The organism is Achromobacter sp. EG18 (genome assembly GCF_059759395.1).
Genome location: NZ_CM186213.1, coordinates 5,918,201 through 5,944,376 on the forward strand (window position 1 = coordinate 5,918,201; position 26,176 = coordinate 5,944,376).

The 26,176-nt window shown below is 67.8% G+C and carries 23 protein-coding genes; 15 read left to right on the forward strand and 8 right to left on the reverse strand.

Going from position 1 to position 26,176, the window contains the following annotated elements; all coding sequences use genetic code 11:
- Window positions 1–32 precede the first annotated feature (32 nt).
- The 3 genes from acs to ltaE all read left to right on the forward strand — a co-directional run bounded on the left by acs (window position 33) and on the right by ltaE (window position 4,105).
- Window positions 33–2,012 (forward strand): acetate--CoA ligase, encoded by a 1,980-nt coding sequence (gene acs / locus AC6CR5_RS27300; protein ID WP_020924669.1) that lies wholly within the window; start codon window positions 33–35, stop codon window positions 2,010–2,012.
- A gap of 152 nt (window positions 2,013–2,164) precedes the next feature.
- Window positions 2,165–3,052, forward strand: coding sequence for a DMT family transporter (locus tag AC6CR5_RS27305; RefSeq protein ID WP_133425106.1), 888 nt, complete (start codon window positions 2,165–2,167; stop codon window positions 3,050–3,052).
- A 42-nt stretch (window positions 3,053–3,094) separates the two neighbouring features.
- Entirely contained in the window at window positions 3,095–4,105 is a 1,011-nt protein-coding gene (ltaE, locus tag AC6CR5_RS27310) for a low-specificity L-threonine aldolase (RefSeq protein WP_047992219.1), read from the forward strand.
- Between the two features lie 38 nt (window positions 4,106–4,143).
- Here the strand turns inward: ltaE and aptA are convergent, their stop codons facing one another.
- The 6 genes from aptA to AC6CR5_RS27340 all read right to left on the reverse strand — a co-directional run bounded on the left by aptA (window position 4,144) and on the right by AC6CR5_RS27340 (window position 10,643).
- On the reverse strand, window positions 4,144–5,478 hold the full coding sequence (gene aptA / locus AC6CR5_RS27315) for an omega-aminotransferase AptA (protein ID WP_498085083.1): 1,335 nt from the start codon (window positions 5,476–5,478) through the stop codon (window positions 4,144–4,146).
- A gap of 196 nt (window positions 5,479–5,674) precedes the next feature.
- A complete protein-coding gene (locus AC6CR5_RS27320) occupies window positions 5,675–6,556 on the reverse strand; it encodes a GntR family transcriptional regulator (protein WP_498085084.1) in 882 nt (293 codons plus the stop codon).
- A 50-nt stretch (window positions 6,557–6,606) separates the two neighbouring features.
- Window positions 6,607–6,951, reverse strand: a complete 345-nt coding sequence (locus AC6CR5_RS27325) for an antibiotic biosynthesis monooxygenase family protein (protein WP_498085085.1) — start codon at window positions 6,949–6,951, stop codon at window positions 6,607–6,609.
- The gene (locus AC6CR5_RS27330) at window positions 6,948–8,066 is read right to left on the reverse strand and encodes a cytochrome P450 family protein (RefSeq protein ID WP_498085086.1); all 1,119 of its coding nucleotides are present in this window, start codon (window positions 8,064–8,066) and stop codon (window positions 6,948–6,950) included. The genes AC6CR5_RS27325 and AC6CR5_RS27330 overlap by 4 nt, the downstream gene beginning before the upstream one ends.
- Window positions 8,067–8,137: 71 nt before the next feature.
- A complete protein-coding gene (locus tag AC6CR5_RS27335) occupies window positions 8,138–8,983 on the reverse strand; it encodes an NAD-dependent epimerase/dehydratase family protein (protein WP_054445408.1) in 846 nt (281 codons plus the stop codon).
- A 13-nt stretch (window positions 8,984–8,996) separates the two neighbouring features.
- Window positions 8,997–10,643 carry an electron transfer flavoprotein-ubiquinone oxidoreductase gene (locus AC6CR5_RS27340; protein WP_006389328.1) on the reverse strand — a complete coding sequence of 549 codons (1,647 nt, stop codon included), beginning with the start codon at window positions 10,641–10,643 and terminating at the stop codon, window positions 8,997–8,999.
- Window positions 10,644–10,755: 112 nt separating this feature from the next.
- On the opposite strand from AC6CR5_RS27340, the gene AC6CR5_RS27345 reads away from it, so the two are divergent.
- From AC6CR5_RS27345 to AC6CR5_RS27355, 3 genes are all read left to right on the forward strand, one after another.
- On the forward strand, window positions 10,756–11,205 hold the full coding sequence (locus tag AC6CR5_RS27345) for an acyl-CoA thioesterase (RefSeq protein WP_026382551.1): 450 nt from the start codon (window positions 10,756–10,758) through the stop codon (window positions 11,203–11,205).
- Between the two features lie 294 nt (window positions 11,206–11,499).
- Window positions 11,500–12,198, forward strand: coding sequence for a CoA transferase subunit A (locus tag AC6CR5_RS27350; RefSeq protein WP_006389330.1), 699 nt, complete (start codon window positions 11,500–11,502; stop codon window positions 12,196–12,198).
- Between the two features lie 12 nt (window positions 12,199–12,210).
- Window positions 12,211–12,864, forward strand: a complete 654-nt coding sequence (locus AC6CR5_RS27355; protein ID WP_006389331.1) for a CoA transferase subunit B — start codon at window positions 12,211–12,213, stop codon at window positions 12,862–12,864.
- 77 nt (window positions 12,865–12,941) lie between these two features.
- On the opposite strand, the gene AC6CR5_RS27360 is transcribed toward AC6CR5_RS27355, so the two are convergent.
- Window positions 12,942–13,400: a GNAT family N-acetyltransferase gene (locus AC6CR5_RS27360; RefSeq protein WP_006389332.1), complete on the reverse strand. Its 459-nt coding sequence runs from the start codon at window positions 13,398–13,400 to the stop codon at window positions 12,942–12,944.
- A gap of 188 nt (window positions 13,401–13,588) precedes the next feature.
- Here AC6CR5_RS27360 and AC6CR5_RS27365 point away from each other — a divergent pair, with 188 nt between their 5' ends.
- The 9 genes from AC6CR5_RS27365 (at window position 13,589) to AC6CR5_RS27405 (ending at window position 24,902) form a co-directional block, all read left to right on the forward strand.
- On the forward strand, window positions 13,589–14,464 hold the full coding sequence (locus AC6CR5_RS27365; protein WP_006389333.1) for a MurR/RpiR family transcriptional regulator: 876 nt from the start codon (window positions 13,589–13,591) through the stop codon (window positions 14,462–14,464).
- Window positions 14,461–15,441: an isoaspartyl peptidase/L-asparaginase family protein gene (locus AC6CR5_RS27370; RefSeq protein ID WP_498085087.1), complete on the forward strand. Its 981-nt coding sequence runs from the start codon at window positions 14,461–14,463 to the stop codon at window positions 15,439–15,441. Before AC6CR5_RS27365 ends, AC6CR5_RS27370 begins: the two co-directional genes overlap by 4 nt.
- A gap of 46 nt (window positions 15,442–15,487) precedes the next feature.
- Window positions 15,488–17,374 (forward strand): dipeptide ABC transporter ATP-binding protein, encoded by a 1,887-nt coding sequence (locus AC6CR5_RS27375; RefSeq protein WP_047992226.1) that lies wholly within the window; start codon window positions 15,488–15,490, stop codon window positions 17,372–17,374.
- A gap of 65 nt (window positions 17,375–17,439) precedes the next feature.
- Window positions 17,440–18,993: a glutathione ABC transporter substrate-binding protein GsiB gene (gene gsiB, locus AC6CR5_RS27380; protein ID WP_006389336.1), complete on the forward strand. Its 1,554-nt coding sequence runs from the start codon at window positions 17,440–17,442 to the stop codon at window positions 18,991–18,993.
- A 92-nt stretch (window positions 18,994–19,085) separates the two neighbouring features.
- On the forward strand, window positions 19,086–20,006 hold the full coding sequence (gsiC, locus tag AC6CR5_RS27385; RefSeq protein WP_006389337.1) for a glutathione ABC transporter permease GsiC: 921 nt from the start codon (window positions 19,086–19,088) through the stop codon (window positions 20,004–20,006).
- 7 nt (window positions 20,007–20,013) lie between these two features.
- Window positions 20,014–20,916, forward strand: a complete 903-nt coding sequence (gsiD, locus tag AC6CR5_RS27390) for a glutathione ABC transporter permease GsiD (RefSeq protein WP_020924658.1) — start codon at window positions 20,014–20,016, stop codon at window positions 20,914–20,916.
- A gap of 169 nt (window positions 20,917–21,085) precedes the next feature.
- Window positions 21,086–22,180: a DmpA family aminopeptidase gene (locus AC6CR5_RS27395; protein ID WP_006389339.1), complete on the forward strand. Its 1,095-nt coding sequence runs from the start codon at window positions 21,086–21,088 to the stop codon at window positions 22,178–22,180.
- Window positions 22,181–22,200: 20 nt separating this feature from the next.
- Entirely contained in the window at window positions 22,201–23,103 is a 903-nt protein-coding gene (locus tag AC6CR5_RS27400) for a M55 family metallopeptidase (protein ID WP_150102026.1), read from the forward strand.
- Window positions 23,104–23,111: 8 nt separating this feature from the next.
- Entirely contained in the window at window positions 23,112–24,902 is a 1,791-nt protein-coding gene (locus AC6CR5_RS27405) for an aminopeptidase P family protein (RefSeq protein WP_054445414.1), read from the forward strand.
- Window positions 24,903–24,988: 86 nt separating this feature from the next.
- On the opposite strand, the gene AC6CR5_RS27410 is transcribed toward AC6CR5_RS27405, so the two are convergent.
- Window positions 24,989–25,993 (reverse strand): hypothetical protein, encoded by a 1,005-nt coding sequence (locus tag AC6CR5_RS27410; RefSeq protein WP_241116638.1) that lies wholly within the window; start codon window positions 25,991–25,993, stop codon window positions 24,989–24,991.
- Between the last annotated feature and the right edge of the window lie 183 nt (window positions 25,994–26,176).

A 26,176-nucleotide genomic window follows, 5' to 3' on the forward strand; every position in this document is an offset into this window, starting at 1 on the left:
CAACAACAGAATCACAGATTGGAGACAAGATCATGTCGAATGCTATTGAGTCCGTACTGGTGGAAACCCGGGTATTCCCGCCGCCCGAGCGCGCGGCGCAGGGCGCCGCGATTCCCAGCATGGACGCGTACAACGCGCTGTGCGCGCAGGTCGAGAAGGATTTCGACGGTTTCTGGGCCGGCCAGGCCCGCGACAACCTGCAATGGACCAAGCCGTTCACCGAGGTGCTGGACGAGTCCAACGCGCCGTTCTACCGCTGGTTCGGCGACGGCGAACTGAACGTCTCGGCCAACTGCCTGGACGTGCACCTGACCAACGGCAACGCCGACAAGACCGCCATCATCTTCGAGACCGATGACGGCAAGGTCACCAAGGTCAGCTACCGCGAACTGCTGGCGCGCGTGTGCCGCTTCGCCAACGGCATCGCCAAGCTGGGCTACAAGAAGGGCGACCGCGCCATCATCTACATGCCCATGTCGATCGAGGCCGTGGTGGCCATGCAGGCCTGCGCCCGCCTGGGCGTGACGCATTCGGTGGTGTTCGGCGGCTTCTCGGCCAAGAGCCTGCAGGAGCGCATCGTCGACGTCGGCGCTTCGCTGGTCATCACCGCCGACGAACAGGTGCGCGGCGGCAAGACCATCCCGCTCAAGCCGGCGGTGGAGGAAGCCATCGCCATGGGCGGCTGCGACGCCGTCACGCGCGTCATCGTCTACCGCCGCACCGGCGGCAAGGTCGCCTGGAACGAAGGCCGCGATCTCTGGATGCACGACGTCGAGGCCGGCCAGGCCGACACCTGCGAACCGGTGCCGGTCAACGCCGAGCATCCGCTGTTCATCCTGTACACGTCCGGCTCCACCGGCAAGCCCAAGGGCGTGCAGCACTCGTCCGCCGGCTACCTGCTGTGGGCGCTGCTGACCGTCAAGTGGACCTTCGACGCGCGCAAGGACGACGTCTACTGGTGCACGGCCGACGTGGGCTGGGTCACCGGCCACACCTACATCACCTACGGCCCGCTGGCCGCGGGCCTGACGCAGGTGGTGTTCGAAGGCGTGCCGACGTTCCCCAACGCCGGCCGCTTCTGGGACATGATCGCGCGTCACAAGGTCACCACCTTCTACACCGCGCCCACCGCGATCCGCTCGCTGATCAAGGCCGCCGAGGCCGCGCCCGAGACCCATCCGTCCAAGTACGACCTGGACAGCCTGCGCATCATCGGCACGGTGGGCGAACCCATCAACCCCGAGGCCTGGATCTGGTATCACAAGAACGTCGGCCGCGAGCGCTGCCCCATCGTCGACACCTGGTGGCAGACCGAGACCGGCGGCCACATGATCACGCCGCTGCCGGGCGCCACCCCGACCAAGCCGGGTTCGTGCACGCTGCCGCTGCCGGGCATCGCCGCCGCCATCGTCGATGAGACCGGCGGCGACGTCGACCAGGGCAATGGCGGTTTCCTGGTGATCAAGCGCCCGTGGCCGGCGATGATCCGCAACATCTGGGGCGACCCGGAGCGCTTCAAGAAGAGCTACTTCCCGTCGGAACTGCGCGGTTACTACCTGGCCGGCGACGGCGCGCAGCGCGATGCGGACGGCTACTTCTGGATCATGGGCCGCATCGACGATGTGCTGAACGTGTCGGGCCACCGCCTGGGCACGATGGAGGTGGAGTCGGCGCTGGTCGCGCACGAACTGGTGGCCGAGGCCGCCGTGGTCGGCCGTCCCGACGACACCACCGGCGAGGCCGTGGTGGCCTTCGTGGTGCTCAAGAGCGCTCGTCCCGAAGGCGCCGACGCCCAGGCCATCGCCAAGACGCTGCGCGACTGGGTGGCCAAGGAAATCGGCCCGATCGCCAAGCCCAAGGACATCCGCTTCGGCGACAACCTGCCCAAGACCCGCTCCGGCAAGATCATGCGCCGCCTGCTGCGCGTGGTGGCCAAGGGCGAGGAAGTGACGCAGGACGTGTCGACGCTGGAAAATCCCGCCATCCTGGAACAGCTGTCCAAGCCGCTGTAAGGCGGGGCGCGCCGTCCGTCATGCGGACGGCGTGGACGGTTCCCGCCTCGACGGGAGCATAATGTGAGGTGCCCATGCCGGTTTGCCGGCATGGGCATCGTCGTTTTTTCCATTCAAGTTTTCCCGTTCAATCTTCCACCGGAGACGCCGCCGTGAGCCGCAGCAGTTTCGATCGCGCAGGGCTTGCCCTGATGTTCAGCACCATCCTCGTGTGGGCGGGTAGCTGGATCGCGATGAAGCTGATCGTGCCCTACATCGGCCCCTTCGATTTCGTGGCGCTGCGCTACGTGACCGGCGCGCTGGTGTTGTTCGCGCTGGCCGCCGCCACCCGGCGGCCGCTCGGCTTGCCGTCCTGGAAGCTGACCTTGCTGATCGGCCTGACCCAGACCGCCGGCTTCCAGGGCTTCGTGCAGACCGCGCTGGTGTCCGGCGGTGTCGGCAAGGTGTCGTTGATGGCCTATACCATGCCGTTCTGGGTGGTGCTGTTCGCCTGGGGTTTGCTGGGCGAGCGGCCGACGGCCCGCCACGGCGTCGGCATCGGCCTGGCCGCGATCGGCCTGGTGCTGTTCATCGAACCGTGGCACGGCGTGGGCGAGCTGCGGCCGGTGCTGCTGGGGCTGGGCAGCGGCCTGTGCTGGGGCGTGGGCACGGTGCTGTCCAAGCGCATGTTCGAGCGCCATGCGCCCGACGTGATGACCTTCACGGCCTGGCAGATGCTGTTTGGCGGACTGGTGATGACGCCGGTGGCGTGGCTGGTGCCGCAGATCCCGGCGCAGTGGGGCTGGCAACTGTGGACCGGCATGGTCTATATCGTCCTGATCGCCACGGCCGCCGGCTGGCTGTTGTGGCTGCAGGTGGTGCGGCGCGTGCCGGCCTCGATCGCCGGCCTGTCCAGCCTGGGCGTGCCGGTGGTGGCGATGCTGATGGCGTGGGCGGTGCTGTCCGAGCGTCCGTCGCCGGTCGAGTTGGGCGGCATGGCCTTGATTCTCGCCGGCATTTTTGTCGTGAGCCGCGCGGCGCCCGCCGCGCGCGCGGGCTGACCGGCCCGTTTACCGGATTCCGTTTTCCCTCAAGGAAGCTTCATGATCGATTTGCGCAGTGATACCGTCACCCGGCCGTCCCCGGCCATGTTGCAGGCCATGGTCAGCGCGCCGCTGGGCGATGACGTGATGGGCGATGATCCCACCGTCATCCAGCTGCAGCAAGCCGTGGCCGAACGCGCGGGCAAGGCCGCCGGGCTGTTCTTCCCGTCGGGCACGCAGAGCAATCTGGCGGCGCTGATGGCGCATTGCGAGCGGGGCGATGAGTATCTTGTGGGCCAGCAGGCGCATACCTACAAATACGAAGGCGGCGGCGCGGCGGTGCTGGGCAGCATCCAGCCCCAACCCATCGAACACGCCGAGGACGGTACGCTGCCGTTGGAAAAGCTGGCGGCCGCTCTCAAGCCCGAAGGCGATCCCCACTTTGCCCGCACCCGCCTGCTGGCGCTGGAAAACACGTTCCACGGCAAGCTGATTCCCGCCGACTACGTGCGCGTCGCCACCGACTGGGCCCGCGCCCATGGCCTGGCCACGCACCTGGACGGCGCGCGCGTGTTCAACGCGGCGGTGGCCAGCGGCAAGCCGCTGGCCGAGATGTGCGCGCCGTTCGATTCGGTGTCGATCTGCTTTTCCAAGGGACTGGGCGCGCCGGTCGGCTCCGTGCTGGTGGGCAGCGCCGAACTGATCGCCCGCGCGCGCCGCTGGCGCAAGGTGCTGGGCGGCGGCCTGCGCCAATCGGGCGTGCTGGCGGCAGCCTGCCTGTATGCGCTGGAACACAATGTCGAGCGCCTGGCCGAAGACCACGCCAACGCGCGCCTGCTGGCCGAAGGCCTGCGCGGCATCGCCGGCGTGCGGGTGCTGAGCCAGGACACCAACATGGTGTTCGCGGAGTTCGAGCCGGCGCGGTGCGATGCCTTGACCGCCGCGCTGGCGGCCGACGGCATCCTGATGCGCGCCGTCTATGGCGGCCCGACGCGCATGGTGACGCACCTGGACCTGTCCAGCGACGACGTGCGCCGGGTGATCGAGGCCGTGGCGCGTCACCTGGCTTGATGCCGCCGTGGCCGGCCGCGCGGCCATGAGGGCTGGCGTCAGGCGCCCGCGCGCAGCACGTCGGCCAATACCGAGAACAACTCGTCGATCTGCGCGCGCTCGATGATGAGCGGGGGCGACAGCAGCATGGTGTCGCCGGCGGCGCGGATCAGGCAGCCGCGTTCCAGGCAGGCCTGGTGTGCCGCATAGCCGCGCTGACCGGGCTTGCCGGCCTCGGGCGCCAGTTCGATCGCGGCCAGCAGGCCGATGTTGCGGATATCCACCACGTGCGGCAGGCCCTTGAGGCTGTGGGCCGCGTCTTCCCAATAGCGTCCGAGTTCGCGGCTGCGCTGGAACAAGCCTTCGCGATGGCAGATGTCGAGCGTGGCCAGGGCGGCCGCGCACGCCACCGGATGGCCCGAGTAGGTGTAGCCATGGGCCAGTTCGATGGCGTTGTCTGGGCCTTGCATGAAGGCGTCGTGGACGTGCTGGCGCACCAGCGTGGCGCCCATCGGGATGGCGCCGTTGGTCAGGCCCTTGGCGCTGGTGATAAGGTCCGGCGTGACGCCGAAATGGGCCGCGGCGAAGGCGCCGTCGACGCGCCCGAAGGCGCTGATCACTTCATCGAAGATCAACAGGATGCCGTGCCGGTCGCAGATCTCGCGCAGCTTCTGCAGGTAGCCGCGCGGCGGCACCAGCACGCCGGTGGAACCCGCCACCGGCTCGACGATGACGGCGGCGATGGTCGAGGCGTCATGCAGCGCGACGATGCGTTCGAGCGCATCGGCCAGGTGTGCGCCCCAGTCCGGTTGGCCGCGGCTGTAGGCCATCTGTTCGCGGTCATAGGTATGCGGCAGGTGGTCGACATAGGGCAGCAGGTTGCCGAAGGGCTTGCGATGCCCGCCGATGCCCGACACTGACAGGCCGCCGAAGCCCACCCCGTGATACGAACGTTCGCGGCCGATCAGGCGCACGCGCTGGCCTTCGCCGCGCGCGCGGTGATAGCCCAGCGCGATCTTGAGGGCGGTGTCGACCGCCTCGGAACCGGAGTTCGAAAAGAACACTTGCGAGTAGCCGGCCGGCGCTTGCTGGCACAGCCTTTCGGCCAGTTCGAATGCCAGGGGATGGCTCATCTGGAATGACGGCGCATAGTCCAGGTCGTGGGCGGTGCGCGCGATGGCCTCGATGATCTCCGCGCGCCGATGGCCGGCGTTGACGCACCACAGGCCGGCGATGCCGTCCAGCACGCGGCGGCCGTCGGGGCGGATGTAGTGCATGCCCTCGGCCGCGCTGAACAGCACCGGATCGCGCTTGTAGCGCCGGTTGGCGGTGAAGGGCATCCAATAGGCGTCGGTATTGAGGGGAGACGACGAAAGAGGCGCGGACGAGGGCATGGGCTTCCTGCTTCAAGGGAGTTCAGGTGTACCTATTTTGTATTAATAAAAAGAAAAATACAATTTTGGGTGTGCGAGCCGGATCTGGCGCGACCGTCGTCTCCGCAGTCCCCGCGGAGGGTGGCCCGCTGGTAAATGCGTAGACGAAGCAGGTGGAACGGAAAAAGACGGGGCGATGGCCCGGGAGTTGGGGGGATCAGGATTGCCGCAGCGAGGTCTGCAGGTGTTCGCGCATGAGTTGCGCGGCGCCTTCCTGGTCGCCGGCCTCCAGCGCGGCGATGATGCGCAGGTGCTCGTTGCTGGAATCGAGAAAGCGCGCATCGCGGTGGAACGCGGCGTGTTCCTCCAGCCGGCGCAGCTGGTTCTGCTGCTGCACCGCCTGCAGGATGTAGCGGTTGCCGGAGCAGCGCGCCAGCATTTCGTGGAACGAGGCATTCAGGCCGAAGAATTCGGTGGCCGAGATCTCGCCATCGCCGCGCTGGACCAGCGCTTCGTGGGCCGCGCGCATGCGCGCCAGGGCGTCGCGGTCGAGCTTGAAGGTCGGCTCCAGCAGGCCGGCGCATTCGATGATCATGCGGTAGCGGTAGCTTTCGTCGAGCGCTTCGCGGTTTTCCAGCGATGGCGCGAACTGCCAGCCGTGGCCCTTGCGCTTTTCGAGCAGGCCGTCGGCCGACAATTGCAGCAGGGCCTTGGCCAGCACACTGCGGGGCGCGGGATAGCGCTGCAGCAGCTCGCGTTCCGTGAACTGCTCGGGCAATGCGCGCCTGGCGCGGTCGGCGATCAGGCGGCGGTAGAGTTCATCCTGGGTCGGACCCGCACCGGTGATCGCGGGCGAGGCCAAGGCGGCGTTTTCGGCCACGGTGTAGCCGCTGTTGGGGCGGTGCGTGATCAATCCCTGCGCGGCCAGCAGCCTGAGCGCGCCGCGCACCGGCGTGCGCGAGACCTCGTAGCCCGCCGCCAACGCTTCCTCGGACAGGTGGGCGCCGGGGGGGTGGCGCCGCGCTACGATGTCCTGCGCGATCAGGCGCGCCAGATCGACTTGAAGCGCAGTGGGGCGGGCGGGAGCGGCAGGCGGCATGGATGGGCGTGGCAGCGACGGAGCAGCAATGGTAACGGACCGGCGCGCCGTCAGCCATGGCGGGCGCGGCTGTCGCCCGGCGCCTGGTCGCGTTCGTGCATGCCGTAGTCGCGCAGCACCTGGGCGACGCGCAGGCGATAGTTGGCGAACACGCCGCCCCGTCCTGCCTCCTGGGCGCGACGGTGCGATTCCAGCGTGCGCCAGCGCTTGACCGCATCTTCGTCGCGCCAGAACGACAGCGACAGCAGCTTGCCCGGCGTGGCCAGGCTCTGGAAGCGTTCGACCGAGATAAAACCGTCGATCGTCTTCAGTTCGTCGATCAGGCCCGCGGCGATGTTCAGATAGGGCGCGGGGTCGCCGGCGGCGGGTTCGACTTCGAATATCACGGCGATCATGGGGTGGGCTCCTCGGTGAAATCAAATTGGGGAATGCGGGCATTGGGCAGGGGGCGGTAGCGAAAGCGCGCCGCCAGAGGGGCGCCGTCGACGCCCGCGCGCAGCAGATGGACCAGCGCGCCGGCCGCATCGCGGCGCGCCGCGTCGCGCCCGGGGCATGCATGGCCCTGGGCGCCGAAGGTCCAGTGCGCCTCGGGCTGCGCCATGGCCGCCGCGGCCAGCGCCAGCAGCACGGTCTCGCCGGCCTGCATGAGCTGGCCCTCCAGTTCGATGGGGCCGGCCAGGAAGCGACGGGTGTTGTGAATGGGAGGATCGTGCCGCAGCGTCGCGTCGACCAGTTCCCATGCCTGCGCCAGCGTCAGGGCGGCGCCGGCGCGCTGGCGGCCTGCCCGCAGCAGCGCATTGCCCAGCAGGCCGGCGCCGGCTTCACAGGACTGGAACAGCAGGCCCGCCAGATTGGCGGCCAGCAGCGCCGGCTCCAGGCCGGCATCGGCGCCCCGGCCGCGCAGCTCGCGCAAGGCCGGGCTGGCGGCGTGATCGTCCAGGTGGGCGCCCAACCGTGCCAGGAGGCGCTCGGCGGCCGTGTGCCCTGCGGCGACCCGGTCTTCAGGCGCGGCCGGCGGCAGGGCGGCGAGGAACGCGCCGACCTCGCGCGCGCAGTCTGCGGCCACGGCGCCGGGCAGTCCGAGGGCACAGGCTTGCGCAAAAACGGGCGCTGCATGCAGGTAGCGGTCGATGGCGCCGGCCGATCCGGTGTCCATCTCCAGCCGCGGCCAGTCGGGCGCGGGCGCCAGCGGCGCCTGCCGCGCCAGGAACGCGCGGAACAACGCCTTGAGACGGGCCTGGCGCGGACCATCGTTCATCCGCAGGAAGCGGCCGAACAGCAGGCCCGCCGGTCCCGCGGCGATGCCCCTGGGCACCGGCTCGGCCATGGGCCGCACGCGGGCGGCGGGATGACGCATGATGTCGCGGATCGTCCCCGGGGCGCTGGCCACCCACAGGCCCAGCCGGGCGTCCCGGTACAGCGGCCGGTCACGGGCCAGGGCGGCGTAATAGGGATAGGGATCGGCGTGCGTGACCGCCTGCAGCGGATCGGTCGGGAAAGGCGTGGACATGGGCGGCGCGGCGGGTGGAGGGCAGGCCAGTATCGCCGCGTCGCGCCCTCGACGATTCGGCCGCGGCCGAACTATGCCTGCATGCTGTCGGCCAGCAGCGCGGCGTAGCCGGCGCGCGAGTCCGGCCATTGCAGCGCCAGCCCGCTGGCGCGCAGGCGGGCGTTGCTGAGCTTCTTGCTGCCCACGCCCGCGGGCGCCGGGCCGTCTGCTGGCAAAGGCGCGCCGATCATCCGCGCCAGTTCGGCATAGAGTTCATGCAGCGGCAGGGGGGTGTCGTCGCAGCCGATGTAGACCGGCGATGCCTCCGGCAGCAACGCCACGTGCGCGATGGCGGCCGCGGCGTCGTCGATGTGGATGCGATTGGCCCAGTGCGGCGGCTCGACCGGCGCGCTGGCCTTGCCCGCGCGCAACCGCTCGATCAACTGCAGGCGGCCGGGACCATAGAGGCCCGCAAACCGCAAGGTAGTGTGCGGGATCGCGCGCGCGGCAAGCGTCGCTTCGGCCTCGAGCAGGATGCGGCCGTTGAAGCCCTGGGGCGCGGTCGGGGTGTCTTCGTCGACCCAGTCGCCGTGATGTTCGCCATACACCGCGCTGGATGACACGAACACGATGCGCTCGACCTGGTTCGTGTCGAGCGCATCCAGCACGTGGTTCAGTCCGTCGACGAACACGCCGCGATAGGCGGCCGGATCGCGCGCGCCGGCGGTGGCCACATGGATCACGCGGGTGATGCCCGCCGGCAAGGCCGGCAGGCCGTCGGGGCGGGTGATGTCGCCTTGCAGCCAGTGGATGCCGCTGCTGTCGTGCGCCGGTGGATGGCGGCGCAGCGCGTAGACCGCGTCGCCGCGCGCCAGCAGGCGGCGCGCGGCGCGCTGGCCAAGGTCGCCGCAACCGATGAACAGCACGCGTTCCGCCATGACCGGGCGCCTGCTACATGCCGCTGTAGACCGGCCCTTCGCCGCCTTGCGGCGCCACCCAGACGATGTTCTGGGTCGGGTCCTTGATGTCGCAGGTCTTGCAGTGCACGCAGTTCTGCGCGTTGATCTGCAGGCGATCGTCGCCGTGATCGTCCTTGACGAACTCGTAGACGCCGGCCGGACAGTAGCGCGATTCCGGGCCGCCGTACTTGGCCAGGTTGACCTGCACCGGCACCGAAGGATCCTTCAGCGTCAGGTGGACGGGTTCGTTCTCGTCATGGTTGGTGTTGGAGATGAACACCGAGCTGAGCTTGTCGAAGGTCAGCTTGCCGTCGGGCTTGGGATAGTCGATGCGGGCGCACTGCGAGGCCGGCTGCAGGCAGGCGTGATCCGGCTTGCTGTGGCGCAGCGTCCAGGGCATCTTGCCCTTGAACACCAGTTGCTCGATGCCGGTCATCAGCGTGGCCACGGTGCGGCCCTTCTTGAACCACTGCTTGAAGTTGCGGGCCTTGTTCAGTTCGGCATGCAGCCAGGAATTCTTGAAGGCTTCCGGATAGGCGGCCAGTTCGTCATGGCGGCGGTCGGCCACCAGCGCGTCGAACGCGGCTTCGGCGGCCAGCTTGCCGGACTTGATGGCGGCGTGGCTGCCTTTGATGCGCGAGGCGTTCAGGAAGCCGGCCTCACAGCCGACCAGCACGCCGCCGGGGAAGGTCAGCTTGGGCAGCGACAGCAGGCCGCCGGCGGTGATGGCGCGCGCGCCGTAGGCAATGCGCTTGCCGCCTTCGAACGTGCCGCGGATGGCGGGGTGGGTCTTGTAGCGCTGGAATTCGTCGAACGGCGACAGCCAGGGGTTGGCGTAGTCCAGGCCGACGATCATGCCGACCGCGACCAGATTGTTGTCCAGGTGATAGAGGAACGAGCCGCCGTAGGTGTCGGCGTCCAGCGGCCAGCCGGCGGTGTGGATCACCAGGCCGGGCTTGGACTGGGCCGGATCGACCTCCCACATTTCCTTGATGCCGATGCCGTAGGCCTGCGGATCGCGGCCGTCGTCGAGCTTGTAGCGTTCGATCAACTGGCGGCCGAGCTGGCCGCGCGCGCCTTCGGCGAACACCGTATAGCGCGCGTGCAGTTCCATGCCGGGCTGGTAGTGGGCGGTGTGGCTGCCGTCGCGGGCCACGCCCATGTCGCCGGTGGCCACGCCGCGCACGGCGCCGTTCTCGTCGTACAGCACCTCGACCGCGGCAAAGCCCGGGAAGATCTCGACGCCCAGCGCCTCGGCCTGTTCGCCCAGCCACTTGACCACGTCGCCCAGGCGGACGATGTAGTTGCCTTCATTGTGGAAACAGGGCGGCAGCAGCCAGTTGGGCGTGGCGCGCGCGCCGTTCTCGGACAGGAACAGGAACTTGTCCTGCGTCACGGGCACATTGAGCGGGGCGCCCTTGTCTTTCCAGTCGGGAATCAGTTCGGTCAGCGCCAGCGGGTCCATCACCGCCCCGGAAAGGATGTGGGCGCCCAGCTCGGCGCCTTTTTCCAGGACGCAGACGCCGATTTCCTGGTTCTTTTCAGCGGCCAGCTGCTTCAGACGGATAGCGGTGGCCAGGCCGGCAGGACCCCCGCCAACCACGACCACGTCATATTCCATCGACTCGCGTTCAGACATTGCAAAGCTCCCCGTATGTATTCCATATATGGCTGGAAGTATTATCGGCGATTGTATTGCAGGCGGAGACCTTGCACGTCTTCGCATTTCTTTCAGCCATCAGGAGTATTTGGTGAACCCGGACACACTGTCTGCGCGGATTCTGACGGTGGGCGATACCCACCAGGTGGATTTGCCTTTGCGTTGGGGCGATTCCGACGCCTTGAACCATCTCAACAACACGCTGTATTTCCGCCTCATGGAAGAGGCGCGCATGCAGATCCTGTATGACGCGGGCTTCGAATTGCCGGCCGACGACGGCGCCATCCTGGCCCACGCATCCTGCGATTTCCTGCGCCCGTTGACCTATCCGGCGACCGTGCGCGTGACGCACAAGGTGACGCGTATCGGCCGTTCCAGCGCCGAATTCGAGCTGCTGCTCGAGAAGGTCGGCGATGATGGCGGCCCATACGCCCGCGGCCGCAACGTACTGGTGTGGATGGATTACGTGGCCAATACGTCCGCCCCGTGGCCGCCCGAAGTGCTGGCGAAAATGGCCACGCAGTTCCAGCCGGCCGCCTAGCGCAAGGGAGCGGCGGCAGTCCGACTTCAATGCGGCGTTTGAAACGGCGCCCGCATTTGCCGGCCATGCCGTTAAAATCCAGGACAGAACCACAATACGAATGACAGGGCGCGCCACCCTCGGCGCCGCGAACCAGCAGGTATCGGGCCACGCCGCGATGCCGCCGGGCCGCGAAACCGGCAGCCGCGCCCCAAGTAAAACAGGGTCCACCCAGGATCGCCCGCCTCCTCGAGGCATGCGTTCCGGCAGGCGGGCGGACTCTCTTCAGTTCGACCTTAACTAGGAGTTGGAGCGATGGACAAGGTTTTTGCAAGCGCCCAGGAGGCGCTGGCAGGCATCGTCAAGGACGGCCAGATGATCGCCGTCGGCGGTTTCGGCCTCTGCGGCATTCCCGAGGCCCTGATCGCCGCGCTGCGCGATTCGGGCGTGAAGGATCTTACGTGCGTCAGCAACAACGCGGGCGTCGACGGCTTCGGCCTGGGCCAGCTGCTCAATACGCGCCAGGTCCGCAAGATGATCGCGTCGTACGTGGGCGAGAACAAGGAATTCGAACGCCAGTACCTGTCGGGCGAACTCGAGCTCGAATTCACGCCGCAGGGCACGCTGGCCGAGAAGCTGCGCGCTGGCGGCGCCGGCATCCCGGCCTTCTTCACCCGCACCGGCGTGGGCACCATCGTCGCCGACGGCAAGGAAATCCGCGAATTCGACGGCCAGCAATACGTGATGGAACGCTCGCTGGTGCCGGACGTGTCGCTGGTCAAGGCGCACATCGCCGACCGCAGCGGCAACCTGGTGTTCCGCAAGACGGCGCGCAACTTCAACCCGAACGTGGCGATGGCCGGCAAGTTCACCGTGGTCGAGGTCGAGCAGATCGTCGACACCGGCAGCCTGGACCCCGACCAGATCCACCTGCCCGGCATCTATGTGCACCGGATCGTGCTGAACGCCAATCCGGAAAAGCGCATCGAACAACGCACCACTCGCCCGGCCTAAGGAGAAGACGACATGGCATGGTCCCGCGATGAAATGGCGGCGCGCGCCGCGCGCGAGCTGCAAGACGGTTTTTACGTGAACCTGGGTATCGGCCTGCCGACCCTGGTGGCCAATCACGTGCCCAAGGGCGTCGAAGTCTGGCTGCAGTCCGAAAACGGCCTGTTGGGCATCGGCCCGTTCCCGACCGACGCCGAGGTCGACGCCGACCTGATCAACGCCGGCAAGCAGACGGTCACGACGCTGCCCGGCTCGTCGATCTTCTCGTCGGCCGACTCGTTCGCGATGATCCGCGGCGGCAAGATCAACCTGGCCATCCTGGGCGCGATGCAGGTGTCCGAAAAGGGCGACCTGGCCAACTGGATGATCCCGGGCAAGATGGTCAAGGGCATGGGCGGCGCGATGGACCTGGTGGCCGGTGTCGGCCGCGTGGTCGTGCTGATGGAACACGTGGCCAAGAAGAAAGACGGCACCGAGGACATCAAGCTGCTGCCCGAATGCAACCTGCCGCTGACGGGCGTGGGCGTGGTCGACCTGATCATCACCGACCTGGGCGTGATGGAAGTCACCGACAAGGGCCTGAAGCTGCTGGAAACGGCGCCGGGCGTCACCGTGGACGAGATCCAGTCCAAGACGCTCGCCAAGCTGGACGTGTCGGCGGTCAAGTAATCCGCCGCCAAGGCATCATGAATAACGCCCCGCAAGGGGCGTTTTTCATTTGGGACGGCGGCGCGCGGGATGGCCGTTCAGGCCGATTCCCGCAGCAGCATGCCGACGTGGGGGATGCCGTCCTCGATGTATTCGTCGGTCACCGGCACGAAGCCGTGGCCGCCGTAGTAGCCCTTGAGCCGGGCCTGCGCGCCCAGGTAGACCGGCGCGCCGGGCCACAGCCGCGCCACTTCGTCCTTGGCGCGGCGCATCAGCTCGTGGCCCAGGCCCGTGCCGCGTGCCGCAGGCGCCGTGATGACGCGGCCGATGACCGCCTGGCCGTCATTGAGCGCCGGTTCCAGCAGGCGGCAATAGGCCAGCAGCTCGCCGTTTTCCCATGCCATCAGGTGTTCCGTCTGCCCCAGCAGGTCCTTGCCGTCCAGGTCGAGGAAGACGCAATTCTGTTCCACCACGAAGACTTCCGAGCGCAGGCGCAGCACGGCGTACAGCTCGGCCAGGGTCAGTTCGGCGTGGGGTTTGCAGGTCCAGGCGGGCATTCGAGATAGTCCGAAAAGGGTGGGTGGGGCAGGGCGGTTAGCGTACCTCAAACCGACCCCGTTTCTTTTGATGCACTGTTACATAAATTCACGGGTATACCCTTAGTATGAAAATGAATTTTCTTATCTAAAATTTGTGTGTAAACAGATTTACATAAACCCCCGCTACGCTCCCCCTCCCACTTTCGATGAACAAGGCCGCACTCACGATTGCTGATCGGATCGCCCGGGCCCAGCCCGCGCTGAGCCGCAAGCAGCACAAGATGGCCGAGTACGTCCTGGCGCACCAGTTCCGCGTGGCCACGATGACCATCGACGAATTCGCGGCGGCGGCGGGGGTGTCGGTGGCGACCGCCAACCGGTTCGCGCGCGCCCTGGACCTGCCAGGCTATCCGCAATTCCGCGCCGAACTGGCGCGTGGCTTCGAAGCCGCGCTGGAGCCGGTCGAGAAGCTGCGCACCGAGCTGGCGCATTCGGCCAGCGCGGTGCAGATCTTCGCCGCCACGCTCGAAGAAGACATCCGCAACGCCCAGCGCAACCTGCAGAGCCTGGACGCCGCCGCCTGTGAACAGGCGGTCCAGGCCATCCTGGCCGCCGACCGCGTCTTCATCATCGGCTTCGGCGCCAGTGGTTTCCTGGCCGGCATGCTGCAGCGCGGCCTGTGCATGCACCTGCATTCGGTCGAGTCGCTGGCCGGTCCGGGCGGCGTATCGCATGCGGCGCGCCAGATGTCGCGCATGACCAGCAAGGATCTGGTCATCGCGATCGGCTTTCCGCGCTACCTGGCCGACACCGTGACCCTGGCGGGCGCCGCCAAGCAGGCCGGCGTGCCGGTGCTGGTGCTGACTGACAAGCCCACCTCGCCGCTGGCGCCGACCGCGTCGGTGGTGCTGTACGCCGTGTCCACGCGCCAGCTGATCCCCAATTCCGAAACCGCCGCGCTGGGCCTGATCGAGGCCCTGTCGGCGGCGGTGGCCTATCGGGCCAAGAATTCCGTCGCGGCCGCCGCTGGGGTGACCCAGTCCGTGATGCCGTGGCTCATCCATGGAGTAGGTAAACGATGATTCAACCCGTGATCGCGATTCACGGTGGCGCCGGCGCGATGTCCCGCGCGGCCATGTCGCCCGAGAAAGAGCAGGAATACCTGAGCGCGCTGGAATCCATCCTGACCGCCGGCCAGGCCGTGCTGGCCCGTGGCGACAGCGCGCTGGACGCGGTCACCGAAGCCGTGCGTCTCCTGGAAGATTGCCCGCTGTTCAACGCCGGCCATGGCGCCGTGTTCACCAGCGCCGGCACCCATGAGCTGGACGCCGCCATCATGGACGGCGCCACGCTGCGTTCGGGCGCCATCGCCAACGTCAACTGCGTGCGCAACCCGGTGTTCGCCGCGCGCAAGGTCATGGAAACCAGCAAGCACGTGCTGTTCGTGGGCGAGGGCGCCGAAACCTTCGCCAAGGACGCCGGCCTGGAAATCGTCGACCCGTCGTACTTCTCCACCGAGGCGCGCCGCGAGCAGTTGCTGCGCGTGCAGCGCGAAACGCCGGAAGCGGCGGTGCTGGACCACGACGGCCAGGCCATGGTCGCGCGCGGCCAGCCGGCGCCGGCCGATCCGCTGGATTCCGACAAGAAGTTCGGCACCGTGGGCGCCGTGGCGGTGGACGCGCAGGGCAACCTGGCCGCGGCCACCTCCACCGGCGGCATCACCAACAAGCAGGTCGGCCGCGTCGGCGACGCGCCGCTGATCGGCGCCGGCACCTACGCCAGCAACAAGACCTGCGCCGTGTCCACCACCGGCACCGGCGAGATGTTCATCCGCATGGTCGCCGCCTACGACGTGGCGGCCCAGATGGAATATTGCGGCGCCTCGCTGGAAGCGGCGGCGGACCGCGTCGTGATGGAAAAACTGCCCACCATCGGCGGCAAGGGCGGCCTGGTCGCCGTCGACGCCCAGGGCAATGTGGCCTTGCCGTTCAACACGGAAGGCATGTACCGCGGTTACGCCCGCGTCGGCGAGAAGCCGGTCACCGCCATCTACCGCTGAGCGGCGGCGGGCTTCGTTTTTGTCAGTTTTGGGGATTACTAGAGATATGGTTGATCGCGCAAACAGCCTGGCGCTGCCGGATAACCGCGTGGTCCAGGTCGACGACCTGACGGTGCGCTTCGTGGGTTCGGAGCGCACGGTCGAAGCCGTGCGCAACCTGTCGTTCCATGTGGACCGGGGCGAGACCCTGGCCATCGTGGGCGAATCGGGTTCGGGCAAGTCGGTGACGTCGCTGGCGCTGATGCGCCTGGTGGAACATGGCGGCGGCCGCATCGCCCAGGGCCGCATGGCCCTGCGCCGGCGCAACGGTTCCGTGATCGACCTGGTTGGCGCCAACCAGCGCACCATGCGCAACGTGCGCGGCGCCGACATGGCGATGATCTTCCAGGAGCCGATGACCTCCCTGAACCCGGTGTTCACGGCCGGCGACCAGATCGCCGAATCGATCCGCGAGCACCAGGGCATGGACGCCGCGGCCGCGCGCGCCGAGGCTCTGCGCATGCTGGAACAGGTGCGCATTCCGGAAGCCAAGTCGGTGCTGGACCGTTATCCGCACCAGTTGTCGGGCGGCATGCGCCAGCGCGTCATGATCGCCATGGCGCTGGCCTGCAAGCCGGCGCTGCTGATCGCCGACGAGCCCACCACCGCGCTGGACGTCACGATCCAGGCGCAGATCCTGCAACTGATCCGCCAGCTGCAGGAAGAAATGCACATGGGCGTGGTGTTCATCACCCACGACATGGGCGTGGTGGCCGAAGTGGCCGATCGCGTGCTGGTCATGTACCGCGGCGACAAGGTCGAGGAAGGCCCGTCGGCATCGGTGTTCGCCACGCCCCGGCACGCCTATACCAAGGCGCTGCTGTCGGCCGTGCCGAAGCTGGGCGCGATGCAGGGCACCGACCTGCCGGCGCGTTTCCCGCTGCTGCAGGTGGACGGCAAGGCGCAACCGGCGGCCGAACCCGGCGCCACCAGCACCCAGGAAGTGCCGGCCGCGCGCCGCGAGCCGATCCTGAGCGTGCGCAACCTGGTGACGCGCTTCGACCTGCGCGGCGGCATCCTGAGCCGCGTGCAGCGCCGCGTGCACGCCGTCGAGAAGGTCAGCTTCGACCTGTACCCCGGCGAGACGCTGTCGCTGGTGGGCGAATCCGGTTGCGGCAAGTCCACCACCGGCCGCTCGCTGCTGCGCCTGGTCGAAAGCCAGGGCGGCGAGATCCGCTTCGGCGGGCGCGACATCGTGCGCCTGAAGACATCCGAACTGCAATCCCTGCGCCGCGACATCCAGTTCGTGTTCCAGGATCCGTTCGCCTCGCTCGACCCGCGCGTCACCGTCGGTTTCTCGATCATGGAACCGCTACTGGTGCACGGCGTGGCCAAGGGCAAGGAGGCTGAGCGGCGCGTGGCCGAACTGCTCGAGCGCGTCGGCCTGCCGCCCGAGATGGCGCAGCGCTATCCGCATGAATTCTCCGGCGGCCAGCGCCAGCGCATCTGTATCGCGCGCGCCCTGGCCCTGAACCCCAAGGTCGTGATCGCGGACGAATCGGTGTCGGCGCTGGACGTGTCGATCCAGGCGCAGATCGTCAACCTGCTGATCGACCTGCAGCGCGACATGGGCATTTCGTTCCTGTTCATTTCTCACGACATGGCCGTGGTCGAGCGCGTCAGCCATCGCGTGGCCGTGATGTACCTGGGGCAGATCGTCGAGATCGGCCCGCGCCGGGCCATTTTCGAGAACCCGCAGCACCCGTACACCAAGAAGCTGATGGCGGCCGTGCCGATCGCCGATCCGGCGCGCCGCCACATGAAGCGCACCTTGCTGTCCGATGAAATCCCCAGCCCGATCCGCAAGCTCGGCGACGAGCCGGTGGTGCAACCGCTGGTACAGGTAGGAACCGATCACTTCGTCGCCCGCCATGCGGTCGGCGGAGCGTATTGAGTCAGTTGTCGTACTTGTTTTTCTTCCACCAAACCCCCTAATTCCTCACGGAACCAGGAGTTGCAATGATGAAAGTTCTGCGCCCCACCAAGCTGATGGCCGCCGCCGCGGTGGCCTTCGGCGTGCTCACCTCGCCGCTGGCGCATGCTGCCAAGGACGTGACGTTTGCCGTCTCCATCGCGCTGGAAACGCTCGATCCGTACAACACCAACAGCACGCTGAACCAGGCGGCCGGCAAGGCCTACTACGAAGGCCTGTTCGAGTTCGACAAGGACCTGAAGGTCCAGAAGGTGCTGGCCACCGACTACACCGTCAGCGAAGATGGCCTGGTGTACACCTTCAAGCTGCGCGATGGCGTCAAGTTCCATGACGGCACGCCGTTCAACGCCGAAGCCGTCAAGATCAACTTCGACCGTCCGGCCAACCCCGACAACCGCCTGTCGCGCTACATCCAGTTCAGCGTCATCGAGAAGACCGAAGTGGTCGACCCGCTGACCGTCAAGATCACGCTGAAGAAGCCGTTCTCGGCCTTCATCAACGCGCTGGCCCACCCGGCCGCCATGATGATCTCGCCGGCCGCGCTGGCCAAGTACGGCAAGGAAATCGGCTTCCACCCGGTCGGCACCGGCCCGTTCGAATTCGTCGAATGGAAACCGGCCGAATACCTGAAGGTCAAGAAGTTCGACGGTTACTGGAAGAAGGGCTACCCGAAGGTCGACACCCTGACCTTCCGCACCGTGACCGACAACAACACCCGCGCCGCCGTGGTGCAGACGGGCGAAGCGCAATTCGCTTTCCCGGTGCCGTTCGAGCAGGCCGCCGTGCTGTCCAAGAACGACAAGCTGGATGTGGTCGACCACAAGAACTCGATCATGGCCCGCTACCTGTCGATGAACACGCAGCAAAAGCCGTTCGACAACGTCAAGGTGCGTGAAGCCATCAACTACGCCATCAACAAGGAAGCCCTGGCCAAGGTCGCTTTCTCGGGCTACGCCACCATCGTCGATGGCGTCGTGCCGCAAGGCGTGGACTTCGCCCACAAGACCGGCCCGTGGCCGTACGACATCAAGAAGGCCAAGGCCCTGCTGGCCGAAGCCGGCTACCCCAACGGCTTCGAAAGCCAGCTCTGGTCCGCCTACAACGACGGCACCTCGGTGAAGGTGGTGCAGTTCCTGCAGCAGCAACTGGCGCAAGTCGGCATCAAGGTGTCGGTGGAAGTGCTGGAATCGGGCCAGCGCGTGCAGCGCGTCCAACAGGTGCAAAAGCCTGAAGACGCCAAGGTCCGCATGTACTACGCCGGCTGGTCGTCCTCGACCGGCGAAGCCGACTGGGGCCTGCGTCCGCTGCTGACCACCGCGGCTTTCCCGCCGGTGCTCAACAACGTGTCGTACTACTCGAACAAGTCGGTTGACGACGGCATCCAGCAAGCCCTGGCCACGACCGACCGCGCCAAGAAGACCGAGATCTACAAGAACGTTCAGGAAACCATCTGGAAGGACGCCCCGTGGGCCTTCCTGGTGACCCAGAACAACCTGTACGTCAAGTCGAAGAACCTGTCGGGCGTGTACGTGGAACCGGACACCTCGTTCTGGTTCGGCGACATCGACCTGAAGCAGTAATCGCGCGGCGGTAACTCACGGGGCCGTTCGGCCCCTTGCAAGGCCACATACGGCGGGGACGCGGTGTCCCCGCCGATGTTGCAGGAATTTCAATGCTGACCTACATCGTCAAACGTCTTTTGGGCATGATCCCCACGCTGCTGCTGGTGGCCGTGGTCGTGTTCCTGTTTGTGCACATGCTTCCGGGCGACCCGGCGCGATTGGCCGCGGGCCAGGAGGCCGACCAGCAGACCGTCGAACTGGTGCGCAAGGAACTGGGGCTGGATCTGCCCCTGCCGCAGCAATTCGTGCGCTACTTCAGCCACATGTTGCAAGGCGACCTGGGTACCTCGCTGCGTACCAAGCGTCCCGTCTCGACCGAAATCGCCGATCGCTTCATGCCCACGCTGTGGCTGACCATCGCGAGCATGGTCTGGTCCGTCACCTTCGGCATGATCATCGGTATCGTGTCGGCCGTGTGGCGCAACCGCTGGCCCGACCGCCTCGGCATGACGCTGGCGGTGTCCGGCATCTCGTTCCCCGCGTTCGCGCTGGGCATGATGCTGATGCAGATCTTCTCCGTGAACCTGGGCTGGCTGCCGACCGTGGGCGCCTCCAGCTGGAAACACTACATCCTGCCGTCCATCACGCTGGGCGCGGCCGTGGCCGCGGTGATGGCGCGCTTCACCCGCGCGTCCTTCGTTGAAGTGGTGCAGGAAGACTTCGTGCGCACCGCCCGGGCCAAGGGCCTGAGCGAGCGCCGCGTGGTCATCAAGCACGCGCTGCGCAACGCGCTGATTCCTGTCGTCACCATGATGGGCCTGCAGTTCGGCTTCCTGCTGGGCGGCTCGATCGTGGTCGAGACGGTGTTCAACTGGCCCGGCCTCGGCCGCCTGCTGGTCGACGCCGTGACCCAGCGCGACTATCCGGTGATCCAGGGCCTGGTGCTGCTGTTCTCGCTGGAATTCATCCTGATCAACCTGATTGTCGACGTGCTCTACGGCGTCATCAATCCCAGCATCCGTTACAAGTGAGGCGGCCATGAGCAATACGACACCCGCCGCAACCGTTGCCGCCGCCGTGCCCAAGAACGACGTGCGCACGCCCGCCACCGAGTTCTGGCGCAAGTTCAAGAAGCAGAAGCTGGCCGTGGGCGCCGGCGTCTTCGTCCTGCTGCTGGTCGTGGTGGCGATCCTGGCCCCCTGGATCGTGCCGTTCGACCCGGAGAACTTCTTCGACTACGACGCGCTCAACGCCGGTCCGTCCTGGACGCACTGGCTGGGCGTGGATTCGCTGGGCCGCGACATTTTCAGCCGCATCATCATGGGCGCGCGCATCTCGCTGGCCGCCGGCTTCCTGTCCGTCGCCATGGGCGCCATCGTCGGCACCTTCATGGGCCTGATGGCCGGCTACTACGAAGGCTGGTGGGAACGCATCACGATGCGTATCTCCGACGTGCTGCTGGCGTTCCCCGGCATGCTGCTGGCCATCGGCGTGGTCGCGATCCTGGGCTCGAGCATGGTCAACGTGATCGTGGCCGTGGCCGTGTTCAGCGTGCCGGCGTTCGCCCGCCTGGTGCGCGGCAACACGCTGTCGATCAAGCAGATGACCTACGTCGAGGCGGTCAAGAGCGTGGGCGCGTCCGACTGGACCATCATCATGCGCCACATCCTGCCCGGCACGATCTCGCCGATCGTGGTGTACGGCACGATGCGCATCGGCACCTCGATCATCACCGCGGCCAGCCTGTCGTTCCTGGGCATGGGCGCATCGCCCCCCACGCCGGAGTGGGGCGCGATGCTGAACGAGGCGCGCGCCGACATGGTGATCGCGCCGCATGTGGCGATCTTCCCGGCGCTGGCGATCTTCCTGACCGTGCTGGCGTTCAACCTGCTGGGCGACGGCCTGCGCGACGCGCTCGATCCCAAGATCGACCGCAAGTAACCGCCAAGCGGATGATGGCCGCCGCGCCGGCCGCCCTTCGGGGCGCGGCGCGCCCCATCGATCCCCTTGCCGCCGCCCGCGTCCGGGCGCCCGCCTCGCGGCGCGCGCCACGGTCGCGCGGGACGGCGGCATTTTGCATTCTGGAGCGTGGCGACACGCAGCGACAAGCATGGAAAAACAAGCGTTCGACCAACCCCGCATCGGCAAGCTGGACGCCGGCCCGCTCGATTCGATCTGCGACGTGGGCGACATCAGCGTCGGCCACTGCACGCTGGACGATGGCGCGCTGCAGACCGGCGTGACCGTGCTGCGTCCGCACGGCGGCAACCCGTTCCTGGACAAGGTGCCGGCGGCCGCCACGGTGCTGAACGGCTTCGGCAAGAGCACCGGCCTGGTCCAGGTGCAGGAACTGGGCGTGCTGGAAACGCCGATCGCGCTGACCAACACCTTCGGCGTGGGCACCGTGGCCAACGCCCAGATCCGCGCGGCGGTGGCGGCCACGCCCGAGATCGGCCGCGGCATGTCGACGGTCAATCCGCTGGTCTTCGAATGCAACGACGGCTACCTGAATGACATCCAGGCCATGGCGGTGCAGGAGTCGCACTACGCCCAGGCGCTGGCCGCCGCGGACAAGCGCATGGCGCAGGGCGCGGTCGGCGCCGGCCGCGGCATGTCGTGCTTTTCCTTCAAGGGCGGCATCGGCTCAGCCTCGCGCGTGGCCTCGATCCAGCCGGGCCTGCGCCATACCGTGGGCGCGCTGGTGCTGGCCAATTTTGGCCGCCTGCCCAACCTGACGGTGGCGGGCCGGCCCTTTGGCCGGCGGCTGGCGGACCAGTTGGACCGCGGCCTGGCGCAGGCCGGCGAGAACGCCGCCATCGTGCCGGAGAAGGGGTCTATCATCCTGCTGGTGGCCACCGACGCGCCGCTCGACGCGCGCCAGCTGCGCCGCCTGTCGCTGCGCGCCGGCGCCGGCCTGGCCCGCACCGGCTCGGTGTTCGGCCATGGCAGCGGCGACATCGCGCTGGCGTTCTCCACCGCATACACCGTGCCGCAACAGGCCGAGCGGCCGATGCCGGCCATCGCCATGCTGCACGAGACCCGCATCGATCCGCTGTTCGAGGCGGCGGCCGAGGCCTGCGAGCAGGCCATTATCGCCGCGCTGTGGCAGGCCGAGGGCGTGCGCGGCCGCGACGGCCATCACCGCGCCGCCATCCGCGAGGCCGCGCCCGACTGGCGCCAATGGCTGGCCGACACCGAATTCTGAATCCTACGAAGGCACACTCCATGAAGATCCTGATTTCCACCGATATCGAAGGCGTCGCCGGCGTCTTCCACGCCGAACAAGTGCGCGCCGGCAACGGCGAATACGAGCGCGCCCGCACCTGGATGACGGCCGAGGCCAACGCCGCCGTGCAGGGCGCCATCGCCGGCGGCGCCGAAGAGATCCTGGTCAACGATTCGCACGGCGGTTTCCGCAACCTGCTGCCGGACGGCATCGACGAACGCGCCCGCCTGGTGCTGGGCAAGCCGCGCTACCTGGGCATGATGGGCGGCCTGGAAGAGGGCTGCGACGCCGTCTTCATGATCGGCTACCACTCGCGCTCGCAGGGCCGCGGCATCCTGGCGCACACCATCAACAGCTTCGCCTTCGCGCGCGTCTTCATCAACGGCATGGAACTGGGCGAGGCCGGCCTGTACGGCGCGCTGGCCGGTGAAATGGGCGTGCCCGTCATCCTGGCCACCGGCGACGACGTGTTCATCGCCGAGACCACCGACCTGTTCCCCGGCGCCCAGTGGGTGCAGACCAAGGTGGCGCATGGCCAGGGCAGCGGCGTGACGCTGTCGCCGGCGGCCTCGCGGCGGGCCATTGCCGCCGCCGCCGAGACCGCGGTGCGCAACGTGAAGGGAACGACCCCCACGCCGCGCCCGCAAGGCGGGCTTGCTTCCCCCCAGGGGGGCGTTTCCACCTCGGGGCGGCCCAGCGGTGGAAAGGCGGTTCCGTTCCGCATCCCCGCCCCTATAGAATGCCGGTTGCAGACGCAGTCGTCGGCCCTGGCCGACCTGTTCTGCATGTGGCCCACGCTGGAGCGCGTGGACGGCGTGACGCTGCGGTTCACCACGGACAGCATGCAGGCCGCCATCCGCACCCTGAACAGCCTGGCCGCCATGTCCTTCATGTTGCGCTAAGGAAACCCATGTCCAGCACCGACACCCGTATCGCCCAACTGCGGCAGGCCATGCGCCGCCGCGGCCTGTCCGCCTATATCGTGCCGTCCTCGGATCCGCACCTGTCCGAGTACCTGCCGGCGCGCTGGCAGGGCCGGCGCTGGCTGTCGGGTTTCACGGGATCGGTGGGCACGCTGGTCGTGACGGCCGATTTCGCCGGGTTGTGGGTCGACAGCCGCTATTGGGTGCAGGCCGAGGCGCAACTGGCCGGCACCGGCGTGCAGCTGATGAAGATCGCCGTCGCCACCACGCCGGGCCATGTGGACTGGCTGGCCGCCAACACCCGCGCCGGCGACGTCATCGGCGTCGATGGGCAGGTGCTGGGCCTGGCCGCGTTCCGCGCGCTGTCGGCGGCCGCCGCCACGTCCGGCGCCGCGCTGGAAATCCGCGCCGACCTGCTGGACGACATCTGGACGGACCGCGCCGGCCTGCCGTCGGCCGCGATCTACGAACACGTGGCGCCGCAGGCCTGTGTCGCGCGCGCCGACAAACTGGCCCAGGTGCGCGCCGCCATGCGCGCCCACGGCGCCGATGTGCATTTCATCAGCACGCTCGATGACATCGCCTGGCTCCTGAACCTGCGCGGCGCCGACGTCGACTACAACCCGGTGTTCGTCGGCCACGCCCTGATCGGCCTGGACCACGCCACGCTGTTCGTGGCCGACGGCAAGATCGACGCCGCGCTGCGCGCCACGCTGGCCGCCGATGGCGTCGAAGTGGCCGATTACGCCCAGGCCGCCGACGCGCTGGCCTCGCTGGAACTGGACCAGAAGCTGCTGATCGACCCGGCCCGCGTCACCTGCGGCGTGTTCCACGCGATGGACCCCGCCGTGCCGCGTGTCGAGGCCATCAACCCGTCCACGCTGCTCAAGTCGCGCAAGACCGACGCCGAGCTGGCCAACGTGCGCCACGCCATGGCGCAGGACGGCGCCGCCCTGTGCGAGTTCTTCGCCTGGTTCGAAGGCGCGCTGGGCAACCAGCGCATCACCGAGCTGACCATCGACGAGCAGATCACCGCCGCCCGCGCGCGCCGCCCGGATTACGTCTGCCCCAGCTTCGCCACCATCGCTGGCTTCAACGCCAACGGCGCCATGCCGCACTACCGCGCCACGGCCGAGTCGCACGCCACCATCGAGGGCGACGGCCTGTTGCTGATCGACTCGGGCGGCCAGTACCTGGGCGGCACCACCGACATCACCCGCGTGGTCGCGGTGGGCGCGCCCAGCGCCGACCAGAAGGTCGACTTCACGCTGGTGCTCAAGGGCATGATCGCGCTGTCGCGCGCCTCGTTCCCGCGCGGCACGCCGTCGCCGATGCTGGACGCCATCGCGCGCGCCCCGATCTGGGAGGGCGGCGCCGAATATGGCCACGGCACCGGCCACGGCGTGGGCTATTTCCTGAACGTGCACGAAGGCCCGCAGGTCATCTCCTATCGCGCGGCCCCCGGCCCGCACACGGCGATGGAACCGGGCATGATCACCTCCAACGAACCCGGCATCTATCGTCCCGGCCGCTGGGGCGTGCGCATCGAGAACCTGGTGGCCAACCGCGCCTGGCTGACGTCCGAACTGGGCGAGTTCCTGTGTTTCGAGACGCTGACGCTGTGCCCGATCGACACGCGCTGCATCGAACCGTCGCTGCTGCGCGCGGATGAAATCGCGTGGCTGAACGACTATCACAAGACCGTGTTCGAGCGCCTGTCGCCGTTGGTCGAGGGTGAAGCCCTGGCCTGGCTGGAACGCCGCACCGCGGCGATCTGACGGTCGCGTCCTGCAATGACAAAAGGCCCCGTTGGGGCCTTTTGTCATTGCGCTTGCGGCATTGCGCCTTCGCGCGGCGCTCACGCTCAGGCCGAGGCGCTCTTCGGCGGCGTCCGGCGGCGGTAGAACAGCCGGGCGCCGAGATAGCAGCTCAGCACCAGCAGCACGCTATAGATCAGCACCGACACCACCGAGGTCGTGTACGACGCGGCTGTGCGCATCAACTGGCTCCAGGTCATGGACCAGATGATCAAAAGCGCCAGGCCGATTCCCAGCACCTGGGTCAGCCAGAAGGCGAAGGTGCCGTGGGCGATGGCGCGGCCCATGCCGGCCGCGCCGAGCGCTTGCGGCAGGCTGCGCAGGCAGACCCATGCAGCCAGCGCCAGCAGCAACGCGGGCACTATCCAGTAGCCGATCGCGTGTTCCAGCATGCCGGCCGATCCCGCATCGCTCATAAAGTACAGGCCGATCACCAGCGCGACGTGCAACTGCCACAGCAGCAGCGTCAGCGCGGCGATCCACGCGGCGTGGCGCCGCGGCAGGAACGGCGCCTGCGTGGCGGCGACGGGCGTGACGCTCCAGGCCGCGATGCGCACCGCCAGCCAGCTGCCCAGGATGGTGAGCAGGATGGCGCACAGCTTGGGCGGCAGGGCCATCAGCAGCATGCGGCGGGCGCCGTAATAGCCGAAGGCCTGATCCACCCATTCCTTGTGCCTGACGATGAGCGCGTAGAAACCGTGATTCAGCAACGCCAGCCCGGTCGAGATCAGCACGAACAGCACCAGCGAGACCGCCAGCAGCACGGCCACCATCCTGCCCGGGCGGTCGACGCCGCCCGCGTTGTGCCGGCGCAGCCAGCGCTGCGTGGCGCCCCAGGTGGTCAGGCCGACCAGGATGCAGCCGGCGACGATGTTCACGACCGTGCTCGCCACCATGTCGGGCCGGGCAAACGCCTCGCGCGTCAGCGCGGCCAGCGGTCCGGCGCTTATCAGATAGAGCTGGACCAGGATGGCGCCCAGCAACTGCAGGCCGACGGCGGCCGTGGTCAGGCGCCTGGCCAGCGCGTTCGGGTGTGCGGTCGGAAGGTTCATCGGCAGGTGGGCCTCGGGACGAGAAAATCGGGGACGACCATAGCATGAAGGCCGCCGTCACGGCATTTCGGTCTTGCGCGCGAGTGCAGCCAAATGTTACGCCTGGCCCGCTAGGGGAAAACCCAGACAAGTTCCGCCTCCCGGCTATAATCCAAATTTCCCGCACGCGCCCGCTCGTCCCGG

Coding starts and splice junctions, on each gene's coding strand:
- AC6CR5_RS27375 (WP_047992226.1), top strand. CDS start 15,488: ATGGTTGATCGCGCAAACAGCCTGGCGCTGCCGGATAACCGCGTGGTC.
- AC6CR5_RS27335 (WP_054445408.1), bottom strand. CDS start 8,983: ATGGCGGAACGCGTGCTGTTCATCGGTTGCGGCGACCTTGGCCAGCGC.
- ltaE (WP_047992219.1), top strand. CDS start 3,095: ATGATCGATTTGCGCAGTGATACCGTCACCCGGCCGTCCCCGGCCATG.
- gsiC (WP_006389337.1), top strand. CDS start 19,086: ATGCTGACCTACATCGTCAAACGTCTTTTGGGCATGATCCCCACGCTG.
- AC6CR5_RS27340 (WP_006389328.1), bottom strand. CDS start 10,643: ATGTCTGAACGCGAGTCGATGGAATATGACGTGGTCGTGGTTGGCGGG.
- AC6CR5_RS27320 (WP_498085084.1), bottom strand. CDS start 6,556: ATGCCGCCTGCCGCTCCCGCCCGCCCCACTGCGCTTCAAGTCGATCTG.
- gsiD (WP_020924658.1), top strand. CDS start 20,014: ATGAGCAATACGACACCCGCCGCAACCGTTGCCGCCGCCGTGCCCAAG.
- AC6CR5_RS27410 (WP_241116638.1), bottom strand. CDS start 25,993: ATGAACCTTCCGACCGCACACCCGAACGCGCTGGCCAGGCGCCTGACC.
- AC6CR5_RS27395 (WP_006389339.1), top strand. CDS start 21,086: ATGGAAAAACAAGCGTTCGACCAACCCCGCATCGGCAAGCTGGACGCC.
- AC6CR5_RS27400 (WP_150102026.1), top strand. CDS start 22,201: ATGAAGATCCTGATTTCCACCGATATCGAAGGCGTCGCCGGCGTCTTC.
- acs (WP_020924669.1), top strand. CDS start 33: ATGTCGAATGCTATTGAGTCCGTACTGGTGGAAACCCGGGTATTCCCG.
- AC6CR5_RS27360 (WP_006389332.1), bottom strand. CDS start 13,400: ATGCCCGCCTGGACCTGCAAACCCCACGCCGAACTGACCCTGGCCGAG.
- gsiB (WP_006389336.1), top strand. CDS start 17,440: ATGATGAAAGTTCTGCGCCCCACCAAGCTGATGGCCGCCGCCGCGGTG.
- AC6CR5_RS27350 (WP_006389330.1), top strand. CDS start 11,500: ATGGACAAGGTTTTTGCAAGCGCCCAGGAGGCGCTGGCAGGCATCGTC.
- AC6CR5_RS27325 (WP_498085085.1), bottom strand. CDS start 6,951: ATGATCGCCGTGATATTCGAAGTCGAACCCGCCGCCGGCGACCCCGCG.
- AC6CR5_RS27365 (WP_006389333.1), top strand. CDS start 13,589: ATGAACAAGGCCGCACTCACGATTGCTGATCGGATCGCCCGGGCCCAG.
- AC6CR5_RS27330 (WP_498085086.1), bottom strand. CDS start 8,066: ATGTCCACGCCTTTCCCGACCGATCCGCTGCAGGCGGTCACGCACGCC.
- aptA (WP_498085083.1), bottom strand. CDS start 5,478: ATGCCCTCGTCCGCGCCTCTTTCGTCGTCTCCCCTCAATACCGACGCC.
- AC6CR5_RS27355 (WP_006389331.1), top strand. CDS start 12,211: ATGGCATGGTCCCGCGATGAAATGGCGGCGCGCGCCGCGCGCGAGCTG.
- AC6CR5_RS27370 (WP_498085087.1), top strand. CDS start 14,461: ATGATTCAACCCGTGATCGCGATTCACGGTGGCGCCGGCGCGATGTCC.
- AC6CR5_RS27405 (WP_054445414.1), top strand. CDS start 23,112: ATGTCCAGCACCGACACCCGTATCGCCCAACTGCGGCAGGCCATGCGC.